Source organism: Roseobacter sp. TSBP12 (assembly GCF_009129705.1).
In the GTDB taxonomy this organism is placed as follows: domain Bacteria; phylum Pseudomonadota; class Alphaproteobacteria; order Rhodobacterales; family Rhodobacteraceae; genus Celeribacter; species Celeribacter baekdonensis_A.
In genome coordinates this window covers 17,366-36,670 of the sequence record NZ_PYIB01000026.1, presented here as the reverse complement: position 1 = coordinate 36,670, position 19,305 = coordinate 17,366, and the positions used below count along the sequence as shown (strand labels likewise).

Below are 19,305 nucleotides of genomic sequence, written 5' to 3'. Positions count from 1 at the left end.
CCATGCCCAAACTCGTGATCCATATGGGCACACATAAGACGGCCACAACCCACATTCAGGATACACTTTACAAAAACCGCAGGCTGCTTCGCGCACACGGTTTGGTCTATCCAACGCTGGGTCATGAACGCGGGCATCACGGCCTGGCCTCGGGCTGGATTCCGTTGGGTCCGCGTTATTCTTACAAAAACCCCGAACGTCGGCTGCAAACGCTGAACCGGGGGATTTTGCGGCGGATGAAAGCCAGCGACACTGTTTTTATCAGCTCCGAAGAGTTTTCGCGTTGGAACCCGCGCCATGTCGAGATGGCGCAATTGCGCGGCTTGGTTTCGGATTTTGATGAGATCAAAGTGATCTGTGCATTGCGCACGCAAAGCGGATTTATTCAATCGGTGTATCAACAGGTTTCCGACGACCGCAATCCCGGCAACATTGATGCCTATGTTGACACCGTGGTCGAGCGCGATTTGGTCGAAGGCTTGTTTACAAATTACCATCGGCTTGTGCGCCATATTTCCAACGGCTTTGACCTCAACGAAATCCGTTTGATCAACTATGAACGCGCCTCTGCGCAGGAGGGAGGGATTGTCGGCGCCGTGCTGCAAGAAGCCGGCATCCAAATCGACCCCAAGGCTCTACAACCCTTTGACGCACAGCGGCATTCAAATGTATCGCCTGAACCTTTGGCGACATTTGCGGCCAATTTCGTTGCCCAGACCCACAAAGCTCCGCAATGGCTTGTGCGGGCTGCGGGAAAAACGGTCATTGAGACATTCGGGGCAGAGACACGCACCACGTTGTTTTCCAAGGCTCAGATTGACACTTTGATTGTGACATATGAACCGAAGAACCGCGCGCTCGAACGATTGATTGCCGCAACCCAACCCAAGTTTCGCATGACCCCGATTGACGCGCCTTTGCAAGGGCGCGCGACGCGCAACCAGATCGGCGCAGCGTTTTTTCAGGCCCTGTCCCGCAAGATGATTAAGATAAAACAAGAGGCGCGCGGATAATGGCCAAGGTCGTTTTGCATATCGGCCCGCATAAAACCGGCACGAGCTATATTCAGCGTCGGTTGTTTGCCAACCGGGCTCGTCTCGAACAGGCGGGCCTGTATTACCCCGACATCGGCCCCAATCCGGCCCATCACATTTTGACCGCAAAATGGATTCCGAATCCGGATTTTGACCGCTCTTTGAAAAGCCACGGCGGCATAGACGCGCTTTGGACGAAAATCATCGATACATATGCGCCGAAGGACGGGACGCTTATCCTGTCTGGCGAACCTTTCACGCGGCTTGAACCCGCGCGGGTCGATTTCAAAGAATTGGCGGGGCTTTTGAGTCCGTTCGATGAGGTCCGCATCGTGTACTACGCGCGCGACCCGATCGCATTGACCCAGTCGATTTGGCAGGAAGTGGCCAAAAGCGGACGTTTGCCGGCGATACAGGGCTTTGTTCAGCGGGCCATTGCGACGGGCTTGGCCTCTGGCGTCCCTGTCGATCACAATCTGGTTTTGGACACTCTGGAAGAGGGTTTTTGCCCCGATCAGATCACCATTTTTGACTATGAGACGGTCAAAACCCTGCCCGGCGGCATTTTGCAGGCCTTGTTGAATGTGACTGGGTCAAATTTGGTGGCAGAGGGCACTTTGAAAGAGACCAAACAGGCCAACACCTCACCTGATCCTTTGGCACAGTTGCTTGCGACAGAATTAACCACCCCTGCCCGGCCGCCACATGCCATCTATGACGCTGCGCGCCAGGCTTTGCTCGATCGGTTTGACAAAGCCCCGACGACGATTTTCACACCCGCGCAGATTGCCACATTGAAGGCAAGTTTTGTCGAAAAAAATCAAAGGTTTGAAAAAAGGGTACAGCAACATAGCCCGGCGTTTTCAATGTCACCAAATCGCATTGATCCGCAAACCCATGTGACCCCAAGACAGGTCGGCCCCGGCGTGACCGCCGCCATCGCGCGTCAGATTTACCAACTTGAACGGATCTTATAACCGCTTTGGTGAACAGGGTATATGCGAGTTGATTCAATTCTGAAACTCTTGCCGTTTTTACGCCCGATTTAAAAAAGGCCGCCTTAAGCACTTCGCCCGCATTCTGCCCTTGGTGGTAGACGGAGGTGGGCATGGGGTCCCTGTCAATTTTAGAAACGCTCTGGGCTGACGACGCATTTTTCCTTTCACAGGTGACAACGGGCCTGTTGAACGCCAATGGCACGTTCGTATTTTACGACACAGCCTCGGGCACAAAAGCCTCGACACAGATCATTGGCGGAACCGATCTTAGTTTCTCAACAGAGTCCATAAATTCGGAAGGCTTTGCCTCGATTTCGATTGAAGGCACCGATTTCATCATCCCAAAGGCGGAGCTTTTGGCACTTGCTCAACTCGGTGAGGGCGGTTCACATTGTGTCCAGCTGAACCAATCCACCAGCCACTCAAATCGTGCGGAGATTGCCACGATCGAGATCAACGGCGTGACCCATGTGCTCGCAGCGCTCTCCGAAGGCACTGGCCTCTCTGTCTTTTCAATCAACGCCTCTGCTGTCGCAGGCGACGCACAAACCCTTTACGATGACGACACGACCCATCTGAGTGACATCAGCGCGCTCTGCACCATGACGGTCAATGGCACGGCCTATGTTTTGGCAGCCTCTGCCACCGAACATGGTCTGACTTTGCTTGAGATCGGCGCAGGCGGGGGGCTGACAGAGGTGGACAGCTACAGTGCGAATGAAGGCCTGCCGGTGACAACGCCCACGGATCTTCAGAGCCTGGACTATGGCGGGAAAACGCTGGTGTTTATGACCGCTGCTGACAGCGGATCTATCACCGTCCTGGAAGTGACAGATACGGGGCAATTGGCGGCCATTGACCAGGTCATCGACACACTGGGCACGCGCTTTGACGGGGCGTCCGCGCTTGATGTCATAGACTATAATGGCACCGCCTATTTGGCTGTTGCTGGCAATGACGGCGGTCTGTCGCTCTTTAAGGTTTTGCCAGACGGGACCCTGGTCCTTTGGAGCAGCATCATTGACACCTTTGACACGGCCCTTTTGAACGTGTCTTCACTGACTTTTGTCACCACGAACAACGGCTTGGAATTGATCGCCACATCCACCGGCGACACCGGCCTGACCCGGATCGCGGTCGATGTTTCCAATCAAGGCGCGGTTTTGTCGGCGAGCACAGGCACCGCAGATGACGACATCATCATCGCCACAGACACCGGCAGTACCCTATCGGGAAACGGCGGCGCAGATATTCTTGTCGATGGCGCGGGAAGCGATACGATGACCGGGGGAAACGGCGCCGATATTTTTCAGTTTCGGCCCGATGGGGTTACGGATTACGTCACCGATTTCAATTACGCATCCGATACCATTGATCTGTCCCATTTCCCTTTGTCAGGCTCGGCAAACAGTGTCGAAATTGAAATGACAACGACCGGCTTTGTGCTGACATTCGGTGGTGAGCGTATTGTCGTGACCACCTATGACGGGATGCCTGTCCCACTCGCCGCATTTGTGGATACGATTTTGTTTAACGCCGATCACGTCATCATCGGAGAACGGATCGACAATTCTGCCGCGGCGACAATCGAGGGGACAGACGGCAACGACATCATTTCGGGCACCTCCTCCAACGACATTTTGCTTGGCCTTGGGGGCGCGGATGTTTTTGTGGCCTCCAGCGGCGGAGACACCATCAACGGTGGCGATGGCATCGACACGGTTGACTACAGCTTGTCCGCAATCGCGGCCAATATTGATTTGCAATTCAGCGCGCTCAACTCAGGAGCTGCGGCGTCTGACACTCTGGTGTCGATCGAAAATGTGATCGGGACACAGTATGATGACGTGATCAAGGGGGACACCGAGAACAACACACTCTCAGGCTTCGATGGCAATGACAGGCTTGTGGGCCAGGATGGTGATGACATTTTGGTCGGCGGACTGGGCACGGATATTCTGGATGGCGGCGGTGGCTTTGATACGGCCAGCTACAGCGAGTTCGTCACCGACCTGACGCTGAGCCTTTTGAATCCAGACGACAATGTCGGATTGGGCGCTGAAGGGGACAGCTATATTGGCATTGAGAACCTGATCAGCGGGGATGGCAACGACATTGTTTATGGCGATGATGGCGACAATCACCTCTATACACGGCTTGGTCATGACTATGTCGAAGCAGGGGGTGGGGATGACATCGTTATCGCGAGCCATGGCAATGACACTGTCTATGGTGGGGCCGGGAATGACATTATAAACGGCGGCAACGGGAAGGACCGATTGGTCGGCGACAGCGGCAATGATCGTCTTGTTGGTGAGGACGGGGATGACACGCTCCTGAATTTAGAAGGTGTGGGGTGGTTGATTGCCGGGAATGGCGATGACTTTTTGCTGGATGGGTCAGGGAACAGTGTTTTGGCCGGGAACGCAGGACATGACCGCATGAATGGAGGCGGGGGCAATGATCGTATGCTCGGCGATGCGGGCGATGACATCATGTCTGGCGGCAACGGTATTGATCGGATGACGGGCGGCTCAGGGAACGACAGTCTCACCGGGGGAAACGGCGCGGATATTTTTGTGTTCCGTGACGGCAGTGAAATGGACACGATTACGGACTTCGAGATCGGAATTGACCGTCTCTTCATCGACGCCGTTCTGACCGATGGAAATTACGATGCCAACCATACCATCGCGACCTATTGTACGCTCAGCGGCACCGATGCGATTTTCGACTTTGGCGGGGGAGATATCATTGTTTTGAACAATATCAACGATTTGTCATCTTTGGCGGACTCCATTCTCATCACATAAAATCGCGTTAAAATTCATAAATAATGTCTTAATTCAGTTCGTTTTTTATGAAATAACCAAGTGAGCTTGTCTTATTATGAGTAGGGGACCAGATGGTACCGACAGACCCGAAATACAACCTGCAATGGCACTTTGACCTTATTGGCGACATCGAAAAGATTTGGAGCGAATTCAATGGCTCCGGCGTCAACGTGGCCGTGTATGACGATGGCATGGACGTCGATCACCCCGATCTGGTGGGCAATTACGACGCGACACTCGAGTCAAACGTCGCTGGTGTCGATGGCGACTACAACACCAACACGGACTCACATGGCACCGCCGTTGGCGGGATTATTGCCGGTGCAGAAAACGGTTCCTACGGTGTTGGCGTGGCCTTTGGGAGCGAACTGACAAGCGTCGATTTTCTCAATGATGGCCAGGACCTGTTGCTCAATGGGATGTCCGGGATCACTGCGTTCAAAAACCTGATGAACGAAATGGCGAAGTTCGACATCATCAACAACTCATGGGGGTCTACCCCCATGTATGATTCAGTTTATAATTCCATTTCCAGCACCTCAAGCGGCAACGCCTCCATCTATCAAGACGGGGTGGTCTATGCGACGACAAACGGGCGTGACGGGCTTGGCTCGATCATCGTCAAAGCTGCCGGGAACGAGGCAAACAACTCTTATTATCAGGACTACGGTGTCTACGGCAACGCACAGGGTGACGAACTCAATTCCGCGTTTGAGATCATTTTGGTCGCGGCAACGGATAAAAATGGCGATGCCGCATCTTATTCAAACTTTGGCGCGAACGTTTTGGTGACGGCACCCGCTGCATCCGAGACCACGGACATCGTCGGCACGGGCGGCTATTCCGACACAGCATGGGCCACCAATTTTGGCGGAACCTCCGCGGCAACTCCTGTGGTAAGCGGCGTGACCGCGCTGATGTTGGATGCCAATGAAAACCTCGGCTGGCGCGATGTCCGCATGATCCTTGCCATGTCCGCCTCCTTGACTGGCAGCAATATTGGCTCAAGCGCGACCGGGTATGAGGTTGCGCAGTGGGGCATCAATGACGCGACCAATTGGAACGGCGGCGGCAACAGCTTTCACCTGAATTATGGCTACGGGATGGTGGACGCTTACGCCGCCGTGCGTATGGCCGAAGTTTGGCTCGACCTCTACGACACAGCCAAGACAACGGCCAATATCGACTCTGTCACCCTGACCAACAACACCAACCAGCGGATTAGTAACTCAACTGGTGCCATATCCACGGTGACCTGCAACACCGATATCGCGCTGGAACATGTCAATGTGACGATCAGCACGGATCACTATTACATGGAGGATCTCACCATCTATCTGGTGGGACCGGATGGCACCTATATTCCCCTTTTGGACCAAGAGGGCGGGTCGGCAGATTTGGGCACTTGGACCTTTGGCGTGGCTGCCGTCATGGGCATGTCGTCGGTTGGAACATGGTCCGTCGTGGTGGCAGACAATTTCTCCGGTGACAGTGATTATTACTACATCGACTATATCACGATTGAATTCCAGGGCGCTGAGGCCACGGCAAATTCTGTCTACACCTACACAGACGACTTTTTAACGATGCTGGCGCTGGAAAGCACCCGCGGCACCTTGGCCGACACGGACGGGGGCACAGACTGGATCAACATGGCGGCAATCACCGGCGATGTTCTGGCCAATCTCACCTCCTCTGTGCAAGTCGACAATGCCACTTGGGTGACACTCAACGGCTCGGTCGAGAACATCGTGACTGGCGATGGCGATGATGTTTTGTACGGCAACAGCGGCGCAAATATTCTTCAGGGGATGCGCGGAAACGACGTTTTGGTTGGTGGCGACGGGGCCGACACTTTGCGGGGCGGGGCTGGCACCGATTCAGCCTCATATTCCAACGCGTCCGGGATCGTGATCGCTGACCTCATCAATGGCGGTTCCGGCACCGGCGATTCCGCGGGGGATACCTATTCTTCCATCGAAAACCTCACCGGCTCCGGATACAACGATGACCTGCGTGGCACCCATGGCAACAACATCCTCTCTGGCGGGGCTGGCAATGACTTTATGATGGGCCGAAACGGCGACGATATTTTGATCGGCGGCGGTGGCAATGACACCCTGACCGGGGGTGACAATTTTGACGTGCTCAACGGCGGCATTGGCAATGATCGCCTCAATGGCGAGGCTGGTGGTGACCGGATGTTGGGAGACGCTGGTGACGACGTGCTCTATGACATTTATGGCAACAACCAAATGTTTGGTGGCTCCGGCAATGACACCTTGCTTGATGGCAGCGGCAGCGGCGTCCTCTTTGGCAACACGGGTGCTGACCGGTTGATTGGCAACAGCGGCAATGATCGTATGTATGGCGATCAGGGCAATGACACTCTGAGCGCCGGGAACGGCAATGATACCGTTGTTGGTGGCGCTGGGAACGACTACATGCTCGGCGGCAATGGCGCGGATAAGTTCGTGTTTTATGAAAACGACGGCGCTGACCGCATTGCGGATTACGAAATCGGCGTGGACCGCCTTTTCATCGACGGCACCATTGCAGGCACCGACATCAACGCTCTTGTGAGCAATTATGCTGATGTGGTGGATGGCAATATCGTCTTTGACTTCGGTGGCGGCAATACGATCTCTCTGTTGGGCGTCACAGATATTGGCAGCATCGCCAACGACATCCTGATCATCACCTAAGCGGGCGATTTAGAATATCACGCACCATTTGGCGGGCCTGTTGGGTCCACAACTCCGGGCTAAAGCTGGACCGCCAAGTGGTGTGCGATGTCACACGGTAGTCCGGCGCTCGAATGAGGCGGGTATAAAGCTGATCCAGTCTGAGAGCCGCCTCTGACGGCTGACCCAAAGGCAAAGCTGCGGCAAAGGGATGTGCCTTGAGAAACACTTGGTTTGCGGGAATGTCGCTCAGGGCCAGAGCAAGACCGCATTCAAACGCCTCATGTACGCCGATCGACATGCCCTCATAGCGCGATGTCAAAAGATACAGATCCGCATCACTCAAAGCGGACGCGACATCGTGGGTCGGGCCATGAAAGCGAACTCGATCTATCAGTGGGCCCAGAACGGCACGAAATTTTTTGATCAGAGCTTCGGATTGTGTGCCTGCGCCCCAAAGATCAAGCCGCCAAGGGATTGTGACACGCGCAAGAATATGCGCGGCTTCGATCAGATTTTTTTGATAGCTCGCGCGCGTGGTCATCACGATGCGCAGCGGCCCGGTGAGTGCCTGGCTGGGCGCTGTGTGAACCAACCCCGTATGCGACCCCATATGCGACACTGTGCCAAGGGTCTGAAAATCATGGCGCCCAACCATGGATGGCGGCAAAGCGGCGCAGTAGAACTGTACGTCTTCTTGGGTCAGCAGGTGAATATGATGCGGGCGCGTATGGCGCAGGTGGCGCATCTCGATGAATTTTGACATGGCTTTCAGGGGCGGTCGGTGACCGGGGCCAAAGGGCAGCCCATGCAAACTGACGGCGAGGCGTGAAAAACTTGGCGTGGTTTCCGAAAAAAGATCACGGCACAGATGAACGGCCATGCGCGCATGAGCCCAGACCAAGGATGGCTTTTCGCTCAAAATAACCTGTTCAAGACGACTGCGGGCACGACGTTGATGAAAAGGATTGAGGGTGGTCGCCAAACCATCCACAGCGATGTGACGCACCCCCGTCGCCAACCGACCATAGCCCCCCTGATCCGGTTCGGACACAATAACACTCTCGATGTCATCGCCTGCGGCTTCGGTTACCGCCTTGATAAAGGTTGGAACACCGGAGGGCACACCAGAGCCACCGACGAACAGGATTTTCGGACGATCACGCATAGTCACAGACCACAGCCGTGAGGAATGTCAGATGCGACAGCGTACCTTGGCGCCGCACGGGCAGACGCCGCATCGCACGCAGGCGCGAAAGCGGCCCTTTCGCCCGGCGCGCCGCACAAAAGCGATCCAAGAGGGTTTGGTTTTCTGGCGTCAGCCGATCATAAACCGCGCGCAATGCCACCACATGGCAATCAATACGCGCCCGATAAAGCCCTTTGGTTACGGCCAGTTTGTTGGTCAGCCACGTCAGACCATGTTCCCCCGCACCAAGAATGTTTTGGCTGTGCTGGCGATACTGCACAACGGGTTCGGGATCATAAATCACGATGCCGCCAACCCCGCTGATCAATTGATACAGCCACCAATCATGCGCAAAAACGCCCGATGCAAGCGGCGCTGTGCGGCGGGCGAGATCAAGGGCGGCTCGGTTCAAAACGATGGTATTCCCCGGCGCGATGTTTTCGATCAGGGCATTGGCGAAAGACGGCGGGCGCGTATAGAGCAATGTGTCGCCCACAATGCCCCTTTCCGTCAAAACATGCCGCCGCGCGCAATACAGCGCGGGCTGGTCGCCAAAGTCACGCAGCGCATCAACGGCGCGGGCCAATTTGTCACGGTTCCAGATGTCATCTTGATCTGAAAACGCCCCGGCCTCGCAGTCAGCCGGGAGCTCGCGCAGGCCCATTAGAAAATTAGCCACAAACCCCGCAGGCTCGGCACAGCGATAGGAGATGCGCGGATCGCGCTGAGTTGACGATTGCGCCAACGCACTCGTTGCGGTTTGCGGGCCATCGTCGCGGATCACCATCACCCAATCTGTGTGGCTTTGATCCTGAATCGAGCGGATTTGATCCGTGATCCAAAGGGGGCTGTCATGCAGTCCAAGAACGATCCCGACTTTCACCCCAGCCTCCCTCCTCTCGCATGCCGCGTAGAATGTTTGGGCCACGCAATCGCTTGCGGGGCCCAAAGGTTACGCGTCGAGGTTTTCGACGTTGAGCGCATTGTCTTGAATGAACTCGCGACGCGGCTCGACAACATCGCCCATCAGCTTGGTAAAGATGTCATCGGCTTCGGCGAGGTCTTCGATTTTGACCTGCAACAAGGTGCGAGCCTCAGGATCAAGCGTGGTTTCCCAAAGCTGATCCGGGTTCATCTCACCCAGACCTTTGTAGCGCTGAAGCGACAGGCCCTTTTCGCCTTCTTCAAGGATGGCGTTCAACAACTCGATCGGACCGTGAATCAACGTTTCGCGATCCTTGCGCGCGAGGCGCGAGGGGTCTTTGAACACGCCGTTGGTCGCCGCGACCTCTTGGTTGATCCGGCGGGCTTCGCCCCCGCGCAGGATCGCGCCATCCAGGGTGCGCACCTCTTCGACACCACGCAAAACGCGGGTCAAACGGATGCCGACATCCTGAGTCGGGCGACCGGTCCAGCCGCGTTCAAACTCACGCGCGATCATATCCAAACGCCGTGCCACCATATCGGCGGTGCCCGACAGATCGGCGTCTACACGCCCCGGCTCAAACGCCCCGGCAAGGGCGGCTTGTTCGATGATGTGGCGTGGGTAATGCGTTGGGAAGGCTTCCAAAATCCGCTTGAACGTACGCGCGCCTTCGACCACGCGGGCCAAATCCGCCCCGGCAATCTCTTCGCCGGACTTGAGCCGCAACACCGCCCCATCGACACCTTGCTGGATCAGATATTCTTCCATCGCCGCTTGGTCTTTGAGGTACACCTCGGACTTGCCGCGCGCGACCTTGTAGAGCGGTGGCTGGGCGATAAACAGGTGCCCGGCCTCGATCAGCTGCGGCATTTGGCGGAAGAAGAAGGTCAACAACAGCGTCCGAATGTGGGCGCCATCAACGTCCGCATCGGTCATGATGACGATTTTGTGGTAACGCAGTTTTTCGAGTTTGAACTCATCGCGCCCGATGCCCGTCCCCAGCGCCATAACAAGGTTACCAATCTCTTGGCTGCCCAGCATCCGGTCAAACCGCGCACGCTCGACGTTGAGGATTTTACCTTTGAGCGGCAGGATCGCCTGTGTCCGACGGTCCCGGCCCGTTTGGGCGGACCCCCCAGCGGAATCCCCCTCGACGAGGAAGACTTCGGTCTGGGACGGGTCCTTTTCCGAGCAATCCTTGAGTTTGCCGGCCAAAAAGTTCACATCAAGCGCCGATTTGCGCCGGGTGAGATCACGCGCCTTACGCGCCGCCTCGCGGGCCTGTGCGGCCTCGACGATCTTGCTGACGATGACCTTGGCCTCGCGCGGGTTTTCATCCAGCCACTCGGTGAGTTTTTCGCTTACAAGGTTTTCAACCGCAGGACGGACTTCGGAAGACACCAACTTGTCTTTGGTCTGCGACGAGAATTTCGGATCCGGCACTTTCACCGACAAAACACAGGTTAAGCCTTCGCGCGCGTCATCGCCGGTAAAAGTGATCTTTTCGCGTTTGGCGATGCCGGAATCAGCGGCGTATTTGGTCAACGTCCGGGTCAGTGCGCCGCGAAAGCCCGCCAAATGGGTGCCGCCGTCGCGTTGCGGGATGTTGTTGGTAAAGGGTAGCACGTTTTCATGGTAGCTGTCGTTCCACCACATCGCGACCTCAACGCCAATGTCATCCCGTTCGCCGGTGACGAAAATCGGTTCCGGCATCATCCCGGTTTTGTGACGGTCAAGATATTTGACGAACTCTTTGACGCCGCCCTCATAGAACAGCTCGGTTTTGAGCGGATCGGCGGGACGGTGATCTTCGAGAATGATCCGCACACCGGAGTTCAAAAACGCCAATTCGCGCAGACGTTTTTCCAGCGTCTCAAAGGAGTAATCGAGGTTGGAGAATGTGCCAACCTCGGGATCGAGCGTTTTGGCCGAGGCCATGAACCGCACTTCGGTGCCGGTTTCATCGCCCGCATCGCCGATCACCTTGAGGTGCTCAACGGTATCGCCACGCTCAAACCGCGCTTGGTGGATTTTACCATTGCGCCAGACTTTGAGTTCAAGCCAGTCGGACAATGCGTTTACAACCGACACGCCCACGCCGTGCAGACCGCCGGAGACCTTGTAGGAGTTGCTGTCGAATTTGCCGCCCGCGTGCAGTTGGGTCATGATGACCTCGGCGGCCGAGACGCCCTCTTCGTGGTGCATGTCGGTGGGAATGCCACGACCGTTGTCACGCACCGAAACCGAGCTGTCTTTGTGGATGATGACGGTCACATAATCGGCATGACCGGCCAGAGCCTCGTCAATCCCGTTGTCCACCACCTCATAGACCATGTGATGCAGACCGGAGCCATCGTCTGTGTCGCCGATATACATACCGGGACGTTTGCGAACGGCTTCTAAGCCCCTGAGAACCTTGATGGAATCTGCACCATATTCGGAGGGATCGTGTGGCGTATCGGACATGCGGAGTACCTTGTTATTTCTTGCGCTTTTTATACGCGACCGCAGGCGGGATGTCACGCAAATGACACGAGAAAAGGACGGTTTGCGGATCAGACGAAAGGGATCACCAATGCGACGAAAATCAACAGGCTTCCAGCGCCGATATTCATCCGCCTAAGCGCGCGCGGAGAGGTCATAATCCTGCGCACAGCACCGACAGAAGCCCCCAAAATCAGGTTGCCAACCAGCGGGATCAGTGCCGAGACCGCACAGATCGCCACGATGTCGGGCATTGTCAAAGTGGACAGGTCAAAAAAGCCCGGCAGAAAGCCCATGTAGAACAAGATCGCTTTGGGGTTGCCGATAATGCAAATCAGCCCCGCGACAAATCCGGCCCACATGCCGGGGCGCGTGAGGCGGCTGTCGGCGGCGATTTTTTTGTCGGCATGGCGGATCAACATCGCCCCCATGAACAGGAACATCGCCACCGCGACCCATCTGAGCACGGTCAAAAAGTCGCTAAATTCAGATACGATCCAGGACACACCAAGGATCGCCAAAAGCGACCACAACACATCGCCAATCACCACGCCCAACGCCAAGGGCCATGCCGCGTTAAACCCGCCCGACAGCGCGCGCGCCAACATCGCCAACCACACCGGGCCGGGGGTCAAAAACAACACCAAAAGGGCAAAGGCATAGAGGCCAAGATCGCCAAATGCGATGGTCATAGGATTTCTTTCAAAAGGGACGATCCGCCCTCCTCAGAGACCTCATAGCGGGCGGCACGCCCGTCGAGTCTGCGAAAAGTTCGGGACCGGTTCCGGTCATAAATGCCTGAGCGCCCAGCGCGCAGATTTCATGATAGAGCGCGGCGCGGCGGTTGGCGTCAAGATGGGCGGCGACCTCGTCGAGCAGAAAGATCGGCGCGGCGCCAAAGTCCTCGGCCAAGGCACGGCCATTGGCGAGGATCAGTGAGATCAACAGCGCCTTTTGCTCCCCGGTCGAACATTGATCGGCGGCCACATCTTTGGCCGTATAGACCGCCGCCAAATCGGCGCGGTGCGGCCCGATCAGCGTGCGCCCGACGTGCATGTCACGGGGGCGAGCGTCGGCATAAGCGGCGAGCAAATCATCCCGTTCCACCGGCAAAGGCAGATCATCGGAGGCCTTCAGCGTCAAATGCGCTGCAGGAAAGGCGGTTTCGGCCCCGTCTTGCGCCCGCGCCAAACGTTCAAGCGCGTTCAGGCGATTGGTCATGATCACCGCGCCTGATCGGCCATTTGCGCCTCAAGCGCGTCATACCAATGGGCATCGCGCACCATGTCTTTGAGCAGACGATTGCGATCCCGCATCGCCTTTTCATAGGCCAAAACCGCCTCTGCATGGCGTGGTTCAAACGACATCACCATCCGGTCCAAAAACCGCCGCCGCCCCTCAGGCGCTTCGATCCAAAGCCGGTCCATCGCTGGGATCAGCCAGACCACACGGGCGATCCGGCCCAACGCCACCTGTGGTGCTGATTTGCCGTCGACCCGCACGGTGCGCGCAGAGCCCGGTTCGGCCCATGTTTCCAGCTCATGCATTTGATGCAGAGAGACAAGATCGGCGCGGATTTTCCAACCCACCCCGACCGATTTGTGCCCGATCTCATCAGGCGCGGCGCGGCGCAGGCCCCGTCCCGGCGAAAGCAAAGACACCGCCTCAAGAATGTTGGTTTTGCCTGCGCCATTGGCACCGTAAATCGCAACAGGCCGCCCGTCCAATTCAAGACGTGCGGCCCGGTGGGAGCGAAAATGCGACAGGCTCAGCTCTTCGATGTAGAGACGGCCCATTGCTGCTCACTTGTCTTTCAGGTGGTTGAACGGCTCAAACCCGCATCGGCATGACGACATAGACGGCGGAGGTATCATTGCCTTCGCGCATCAGGGTCGGGTCGCCCGAGGAGTTGAACAAAAACACGGCATTCTCGCGGTCCACTTGCGAGGCGATTTCGAGCAAGTATTTGGCATTAAATCCAATTTCCAGACGCTCATCATTGTAGGCCACGGCCAATTCTTCCTCGGCGGCACCCGAATCTGGGGCGTTCACAGAAAGGATCAGCTTGTCTTCTTCGAGGGTCAATTTGACCGCGCGCGAGCGCTCAGAGGACACGGTGGCCACACGGTCGACCGCCTTGGCAAAATCCGCTGCATCGACTTCGAGTTTGCGAGTGTTTCCAACCGGGATCACACGGGTGTAATCCGGGAAGGTGCCGTCGATCACCTTGGAGGTCAGGGTGATTTCCGGGGTGGCAAAACGTACTTTCGCCTCGGACACGGAGACCGCGATGGTCATATCGTCGTCATCCAACAGCTTGCGCAATTCGCCGACGGTTTTGCGCGGCACAATCACGCCGGGCATCTCGGCGGCCCCATCAGGGAGCACCGCGTCGATGCGCGCCAAACGGTGACCGTCCGTCGCCACACAGCGCAGCGATTTGCCATTTTCACTATCCGCAATATGCATGAACACGCCGTTCAGGTAATAGCGGGTTTCTTCGGTCGAGATGGCGAATTTCGATTTATCAAACAGGCGGCGCAACACCGGGGCCGGGATCGCGAAATTGCTGTCATATTCCGAAGAGGCCATCATCGGGAAATCTTCTTTGGGCAAGGTGGCCAAAGAGAAATTCGACCGACCCGCTTCAACCGTCAAACGGCCATTTGTGCCATCATCGGTGAGCTGAACCATTGCACCATCGGGCAATTTGCGCACGATCTCGTGGAGCATGACGGCGGAGACCGTCGTGGCCCCGGCGCGTTCAACCATGGCGGTGCATTTGTCCACCACCTCGATGTCAAGATCGGTGGCACGGAAGGACACCATGTCGCCCTCAGCCTCAATCAATACGTTGGCGAGGATCGGAATGGTGTTCCGACGCTCAACGACGGATTGCGCTTGGCCGACGGCTTTCAAAAGTGTGCCGCGTTCGATGCTGATTTTCATGCCACCCTCGTAGAATTCATAAGCCGGGGAGTTGAGCCTAAACCATTCATCCCCGGGCGCAAGATATTGTTTAACGGGACTGTGTTGTTTTGGGACCAGAGCGTCAAGGGCCGCACGCATCGCCAGAGACATTTGTCACGGCGATGCAGCGGATTGGGCTCAGTTTTTGTCCAATTATGCCTTCAAGCGCCCCCGCACTTAGGCTTCAAGAGCGCGGCGCAGCATTTCGACGTCATCGGCGATTTGGCTGTCGGTGCCTTTGAGTTCCTCAATCCGACGCACGCCATGCATTACCGTGGTGTGATCTCGCCCGCCAAAACGACGACCAATTTCCGGCAAGGACCGCGAGGTCAGTTGTTTGGCCAGATACATCGCCACCTGACGTGGACGCGCGATGGAGCGGACCCGTTTGGGGCCGATCATGTCAGACAGGCGAATGGCGTAATGCTCGGAGACTTTGCGCTGAATTTCCTCAACCGTGACCTTGCGATCCGATTGTTTGAGAATGTCGGCGAGGCATTCTTGGGTCAAATCAAGGGTGATCTCGCGGCCCACCAAGGAAGCGAAAGCAAAGAGGCGCATCAAAGCCCCCTCCAACACGCGCACGTTGGTCGAAATGCGATGGGCCAAAAATTCCAACACACCATCAGAGAACTGAAGCCCCGGATATTGGGCGCGGTAGGCTTCGGCTTTGGTTTGAAGAATGCCGAGACGCAGTTCGTAATCGGTCGGGTGCAGATCGACCACAAGGCCGCATTGCAGACGCGATTTGATCCGGTCTTCGAGGTTCTTGATCTCCCCCGGTGCGCGGTCGGCGGAGATGATGATTTGCTTGCCCTGATCTACCAACGCATTGAAGGTATGGAAGAATTCTTCTTGGGTGCTGTCTTTTCCGGCGATGAATTGAACATCATCGACCATCAACACATCCACCGAGCGAAAGATTTGTTTGAAGTCGATCATCTGACGATCACGCAGGGCCTGAACGAACCGATACATGAATTGTTCGGCAGAGAGATACAGAACGCGCAGCTCCGGGTTGCGGGTGCGGGTCTCGTGAGCGATGGCGTGCATCAAGTGGGTCTTGCCGAGGCCAACACCGCCGTAAAGGAACAATGGGTTAAAGGTCACGGGGCCACCTTCGGCGACACGCTTTGCGGCGGCATGGGCCAATTCGTTGGGTTTACCCACGACGAAATTGTCAAAAGTGAACCGTGCATCAAGCGGCGCACCGGGCAATTCGGCGGGCTCGACCGGGGCCACAACGGGTGCGGCGGCGGGCTTTGGCTCTGATGTTGCAGGCTGCGGCTGATGCGCCGCAACTTTAAATTCAACACGGGACGCGGGGGCATTTGCGGCCTTGAGATGTGTCAGAATGGTATCGGCAAAATTGCGGGACACCCAGTTGGCCATAAAGCTGGTCGGCACGGAAAAGACCGCAACACCGTTGTCCACTTTTGTCAGTTCGAGCGGCTCGATCCAGTTTGCAAAATTGTTCCGCCCTACGGACTCGAGCAATTGTTGTTTAACACGTCCCCACGTATCGTTTTTCATTTTTATGTTCGACCCATTATCGTTGTTTATGCAATGCCGGATTTTCCGACATCGGGCGCAGGCAGCAGACTGCCTGAACCGTGGCTCTTGCGCCTCGGATCGTCTCGATATTCATGGGACCAGCATACAAAGGCCGTTCATACGACTCCCTCACAAAGTCGCATGTTTCCGGCACCAGTGCCCATGTTTGTCGCGCCTAACCTGTACAAACCCATAGAAAACAGGGGCCTCACACCCTGCTAAACAGAATTTGCACACGACAGGCGCGGGTTGTTTGGACACATCAAAACCGACAAACGCCAAAGCGTTATCGGCCTAGATAGCCTTTGGCCTGAGTACCCCTACCCAGACGAAAAGCCTCAACGGCGTGCAAGCGGATCAAATTCTAATCCCGGACGGGCAAATGTAGCTGTCCGTTTGCCTTGCACGATTCCTGAATGTCCCCCAAGACGACGTGAATCGCAGGGGCAAGCTAGCAACCTGTGGAGCACCCGCGCAATCGAACTTCGCGCTTGACTCTGTCTTTCCTCAAACCGAATCCAAAAAGGCCTTTTGTCACCACAGCCTGCGTGATGAAATTGTCTCAGGTTTGCGTATTTGACGACCGGATACAGTTTGTCCCGTTGCGCCCTGTAAGCGAGATTTGGCAGACGCTGCGGCTGCGAAAGATTCGCTGCACGGCAAAAATGTTTCGGCAAAAAATATGCTGTTAAAATACGCAGATCACGCGACCGTGGCGATGGTCGAATACAATATGGCCGCACCTGAAGGCCGGAGTCAAAATGTCCGGACGCGCGGTATGCGCATCCGGTCTTTTGCAGAAACGATCTGGGGCACCAAGGTGGCCCGAACCGTTACAAATCCGGCGAAACCTTCCAGTCACGCAAGCGATAGACGGTGCCCGGACGCGGGAACGGCGTATCCGATTTCTCACGCAGGCGGCGTTTGAACGAATGGATCGGGGTTGCCCGATCATCAATGCGCACCTCGACCACCGAAGGTCCGTCATGGGCAAAAGCACGATCCAAAGCCGGGCCGATCTCGTCAGGTTTTTCAACATAGATGCCCAAAAGCCCAAGCGCCGCCGCTGCGCCCGCATAGCCCGGAACCGAGCTTTGACTTTCCAGATCAACCGACTGGACGTTGTTGAAATACAGCTCCTGCCAGAGTTGAATCCAGCCCAATTTACCGTTGTTGATCACCACGTTGACAACCTTTTGGTCATATTGGCACATGGTCGCCAATTCGCCGATCGTGTAGGAAAACGCGCCATCGCCCGCGACGGTCACGATCCGCGCATTTGGCCGCACGGCTGCCGCGCCAATCGCCCCCGGCACGGCATAGCCCAAGCCCCCCTGTCCGCGCGCAAACAGGAACTGACGCCCCGGTTTTTTCGCCGGAATATAGCCGGAAATCCAACCCGCCGAAAACGAGGCGTCGGAGACCACGATGTCATCTTCCTCAAGCCGTTTGGCGATCTCATTCATAATACGCGGCGGTTGGATCGGCAGCATATCGGAGGCAATTTCGACGGCTTTGTCAGCGTCACAGGCCGCTTTGACCTCGGAAATGCGGGCGAGCCACTCGTTGTGCTCTGGCACATCGCCCAAAGCGGTGCCAAGCGCCAAAACGGTCTCGCGCACATCGCCCATCAGCGCCACGGTCGGTCGGAACGTCCGGCCATGTTCGAGCGGATCGAAATCAATGGTGATGGTCGCTTGTTCCGGCAGCGGCAAAGACCAGTTCATGCCCGTGTTTTGGCTGACTTTCGAACCACACCAAACCACCAGATCGGCCTCTTTGATCAGATCAATGGCCGCTTTTGACCCCAGAGGATTGAGCACCCCCGCCGCATAATCGCGCGTTTCCGGCACCGATCCTTTGCCCGAGAGGCTTGTCACCACAAGGCCATTAAACGTGTCGGCAAACTCGGTGACAATCTCGGCGGCATCCGAACCATGCACACCGCCGCCACAGACCAGAGCCGGACGTTTGGCTCGTTTGATCAGCGCGGCTGCGGCGGCAATCTCGCCTGCGGGCGCACAGCTGCGCATGTAAGGCATCTGAACCGAACGATCATCGACCTTGATTTTCAACAGGTCTTCGTCCCAGTCCGCATCGAAAATATCATGCGGAATAATCAACGCCACGGGACCGGGGCGCGGCGAGGTGGCCACCCGAAATGCGGTACGGATCAATTCCGGCAGGGCCGCAACCGAGGGCACCAAATAAGCCTCTTTCGAGCAGCTTTTGAAAAAGCTGAGCTGATCAAAGCCTTGGCTGGCAATGCCTTTTTCTTTCAGCGGCAACCAATCGAGCGGCAGCTCGCCAATGATCCCGATCATCGGGATCGAGGCATTGAGCGCCTCCAAGAAACCTGCGGGAAGCAGGTTCGCCCCCGGCCCCACCGTCACGTCACAAATGCCGGGCTTGCCGGTCAGACGCGCATAGGCGTCAGCGGCATAGGCGGCATTGCGTTCGTCGCGCATCAGGATATGGCGGATACGATCGGTGCGGCGCGAAATGCCATCATGGAGCGCAGTGGTCTGTCCGCCGGGCATCCCGTAGACATATTCGACCCCGTATTGTGCAAGCATTTCAGCGATGAGGTCTCCGATATGAGCCATGATTTTTCCTTTCATTGGCAGTAGGAT

Annotated in this window: 11 protein-coding genes and 1 pseudogene; 4 read left to right on the top strand and 8 right to left on the bottom strand. The window is 56.5% G+C overall.

Going from position 1 to position 19,305, the window contains the following annotated elements; translation table 11 throughout:
- The first annotated feature begins 2 nt into the window (after window positions 1–2).
- The 4 genes from C8029_RS07050 (at window position 3) to C8029_RS07035 (ending at window position 7,571) form a co-directional block, all read left to right on the top strand.
- Complete coding sequence (locus C8029_RS07050) at window positions 3–1,013, top strand: hypothetical protein (RefSeq protein ID WP_152002578.1); 1,011 nt, start codon at window positions 3–5, stop codon at window positions 1,011–1,013.
- Window positions 1,013–2,011 (top strand): hypothetical protein, encoded by a 999-nt coding sequence (locus C8029_RS07045; protein ID WP_152002577.1) that lies wholly within the window; start codon window positions 1,013–1,015, stop codon window positions 2,009–2,011. Before C8029_RS07050 ends, C8029_RS07045 begins: the two co-directional genes overlap by 1 nt.
- A gap of 131 nt (window positions 2,012–2,142) precedes the next feature.
- On the top strand, window positions 2,143–4,845 hold the full coding sequence (locus C8029_RS07040) for a calcium-binding protein (protein WP_152002576.1): 2,703 nt from the start codon (window positions 2,143–2,145) through the stop codon (window positions 4,843–4,845).
- A 92-nt stretch (window positions 4,846–4,937) separates the two neighbouring features.
- A complete protein-coding gene (locus tag C8029_RS07035) occupies window positions 4,938–7,571 on the top strand; it encodes a S8 family serine peptidase (protein ID WP_152002575.1) in 2,634 nt (877 codons plus the stop codon).
- On the opposite strand, the gene C8029_RS07030 is transcribed toward C8029_RS07035, so the two are convergent.
- The 8 genes and pseudogenes from C8029_RS07030 to C8029_RS06995 form a co-directional block, all read right to left on the bottom strand.
- Window positions 7,564–8,718, bottom strand: a complete 1,155-nt coding sequence (locus C8029_RS07030; RefSeq protein ID WP_152002574.1) for a glycosyltransferase — start codon at window positions 8,716–8,718, stop codon at window positions 7,564–7,566. The genes C8029_RS07035 and C8029_RS07030 overlap by 8 nt on opposite strands.
- Window positions 8,711–9,622, bottom strand: a complete 912-nt coding sequence (locus C8029_RS07025) for a glycosyltransferase (RefSeq protein ID WP_193217607.1) — start codon at window positions 9,620–9,622, stop codon at window positions 8,711–8,713. Before C8029_RS07025 ends, C8029_RS07030 begins: the two co-directional genes overlap by 8 nt.
- Window positions 9,623–9,691: 69 nt before the next feature.
- Window positions 9,692–12,130: a DNA topoisomerase (ATP-hydrolyzing) subunit B gene (gene gyrB, locus C8029_RS07020; protein ID WP_152002572.1), complete on the bottom strand. Its 2,439-nt coding sequence runs from the start codon at window positions 12,128–12,130 to the stop codon at window positions 9,692–9,694.
- 89 nt (window positions 12,131–12,219) lie between these two features.
- A complete protein-coding gene (locus C8029_RS07015; RefSeq protein WP_152002571.1) occupies window positions 12,220–12,840 on the bottom strand; it encodes a LysE family translocator in 621 nt (206 codons plus the stop codon).
- Window positions 12,837–13,944 (bottom strand): annotated as a pseudogene (gene recF, locus C8029_RS07010) (DNA replication/repair protein RecF). Before recF ends, C8029_RS07015 begins: the two are co-directional and overlap by 4 nt.
- A 34-nt stretch (window positions 13,945–13,978) precedes the next feature.
- Window positions 13,979–15,097 (bottom strand): DNA polymerase III subunit beta, encoded by a 1,119-nt coding sequence (dnaN, locus tag C8029_RS07005; protein WP_152002570.1) that lies wholly within the window; start codon window positions 15,095–15,097, stop codon window positions 13,979–13,981.
- A gap of 198 nt (window positions 15,098–15,295) precedes the next feature.
- A complete protein-coding gene (gene dnaA, locus C8029_RS07000) occupies window positions 15,296–16,651 on the bottom strand; it encodes a chromosomal replication initiator protein DnaA (protein ID WP_152002569.1) in 1,356 nt (451 codons plus the stop codon).
- An 854-nt stretch (window positions 16,652–17,505) separates the two neighbouring features.
- Window positions 17,506–19,278: a thiamine pyrophosphate-binding protein gene (locus C8029_RS06995; protein WP_152002568.1), complete on the bottom strand. Its 1,773-nt coding sequence runs from the start codon at window positions 19,276–19,278 to the stop codon at window positions 17,506–17,508.
- Between the last annotated feature and the right edge of the window lie 27 nt (window positions 19,279–19,305).

Excerpts from the sequence above, each read along its gene's own strand:
- C8029_RS07015 (WP_152002571.1), bottom strand. The coding sequence starts at position 12,840 with ATGACCATCGCATTTGGCGATCTTGGCCTCTATGCCTTTGCCCTTTTG.
- dnaA (WP_152002569.1), bottom strand. The coding sequence starts at position 16,651 with ATGAAAAACGATACGTGGGGACGTGTTAAACAACAATTGCTCGAGTCC.
- C8029_RS06995 (WP_152002568.1), bottom strand. The coding sequence starts at position 19,278 with ATGGCTCATATCGGAGACCTCATCGCTGAAATGCTTGCACAATACGGG.
- C8029_RS07045 (WP_152002577.1), top strand. The coding sequence starts at position 1,013 with ATGGCCAAGGTCGTTTTGCATATCGGCCCGCATAAAACCGGCACGAGC.
- gyrB (WP_152002572.1), bottom strand. The coding sequence starts at position 12,130 with ATGTCCGATACGCCACACGATCCCTCCGAATATGGTGCAGATTCCATC.
- C8029_RS07030 (WP_152002574.1), bottom strand. The coding sequence starts at position 8,718 with ATGCGTGATCGTCCGAAAATCCTGTTCGTCGGTGGCTCTGGTGTGCCC.
- C8029_RS07050 (WP_152002578.1), top strand. The coding sequence starts at position 3 with ATGCCCAAACTCGTGATCCATATGGGCACACATAAGACGGCCACAACC.
- C8029_RS07035 (WP_152002575.1), top strand. The coding sequence starts at position 4,938 with ATGGTACCGACAGACCCGAAATACAACCTGCAATGGCACTTTGACCTT.
- dnaN (WP_152002570.1), bottom strand. The coding sequence starts at position 15,097 with ATGAAAATCAGCATCGAACGCGGCACACTTTTGAAAGCCGTCGGCCAA.
- C8029_RS07040 (WP_152002576.1), top strand. The coding sequence starts at position 2,143 with ATGGGGTCCCTGTCAATTTTAGAAACGCTCTGGGCTGACGACGCATTT.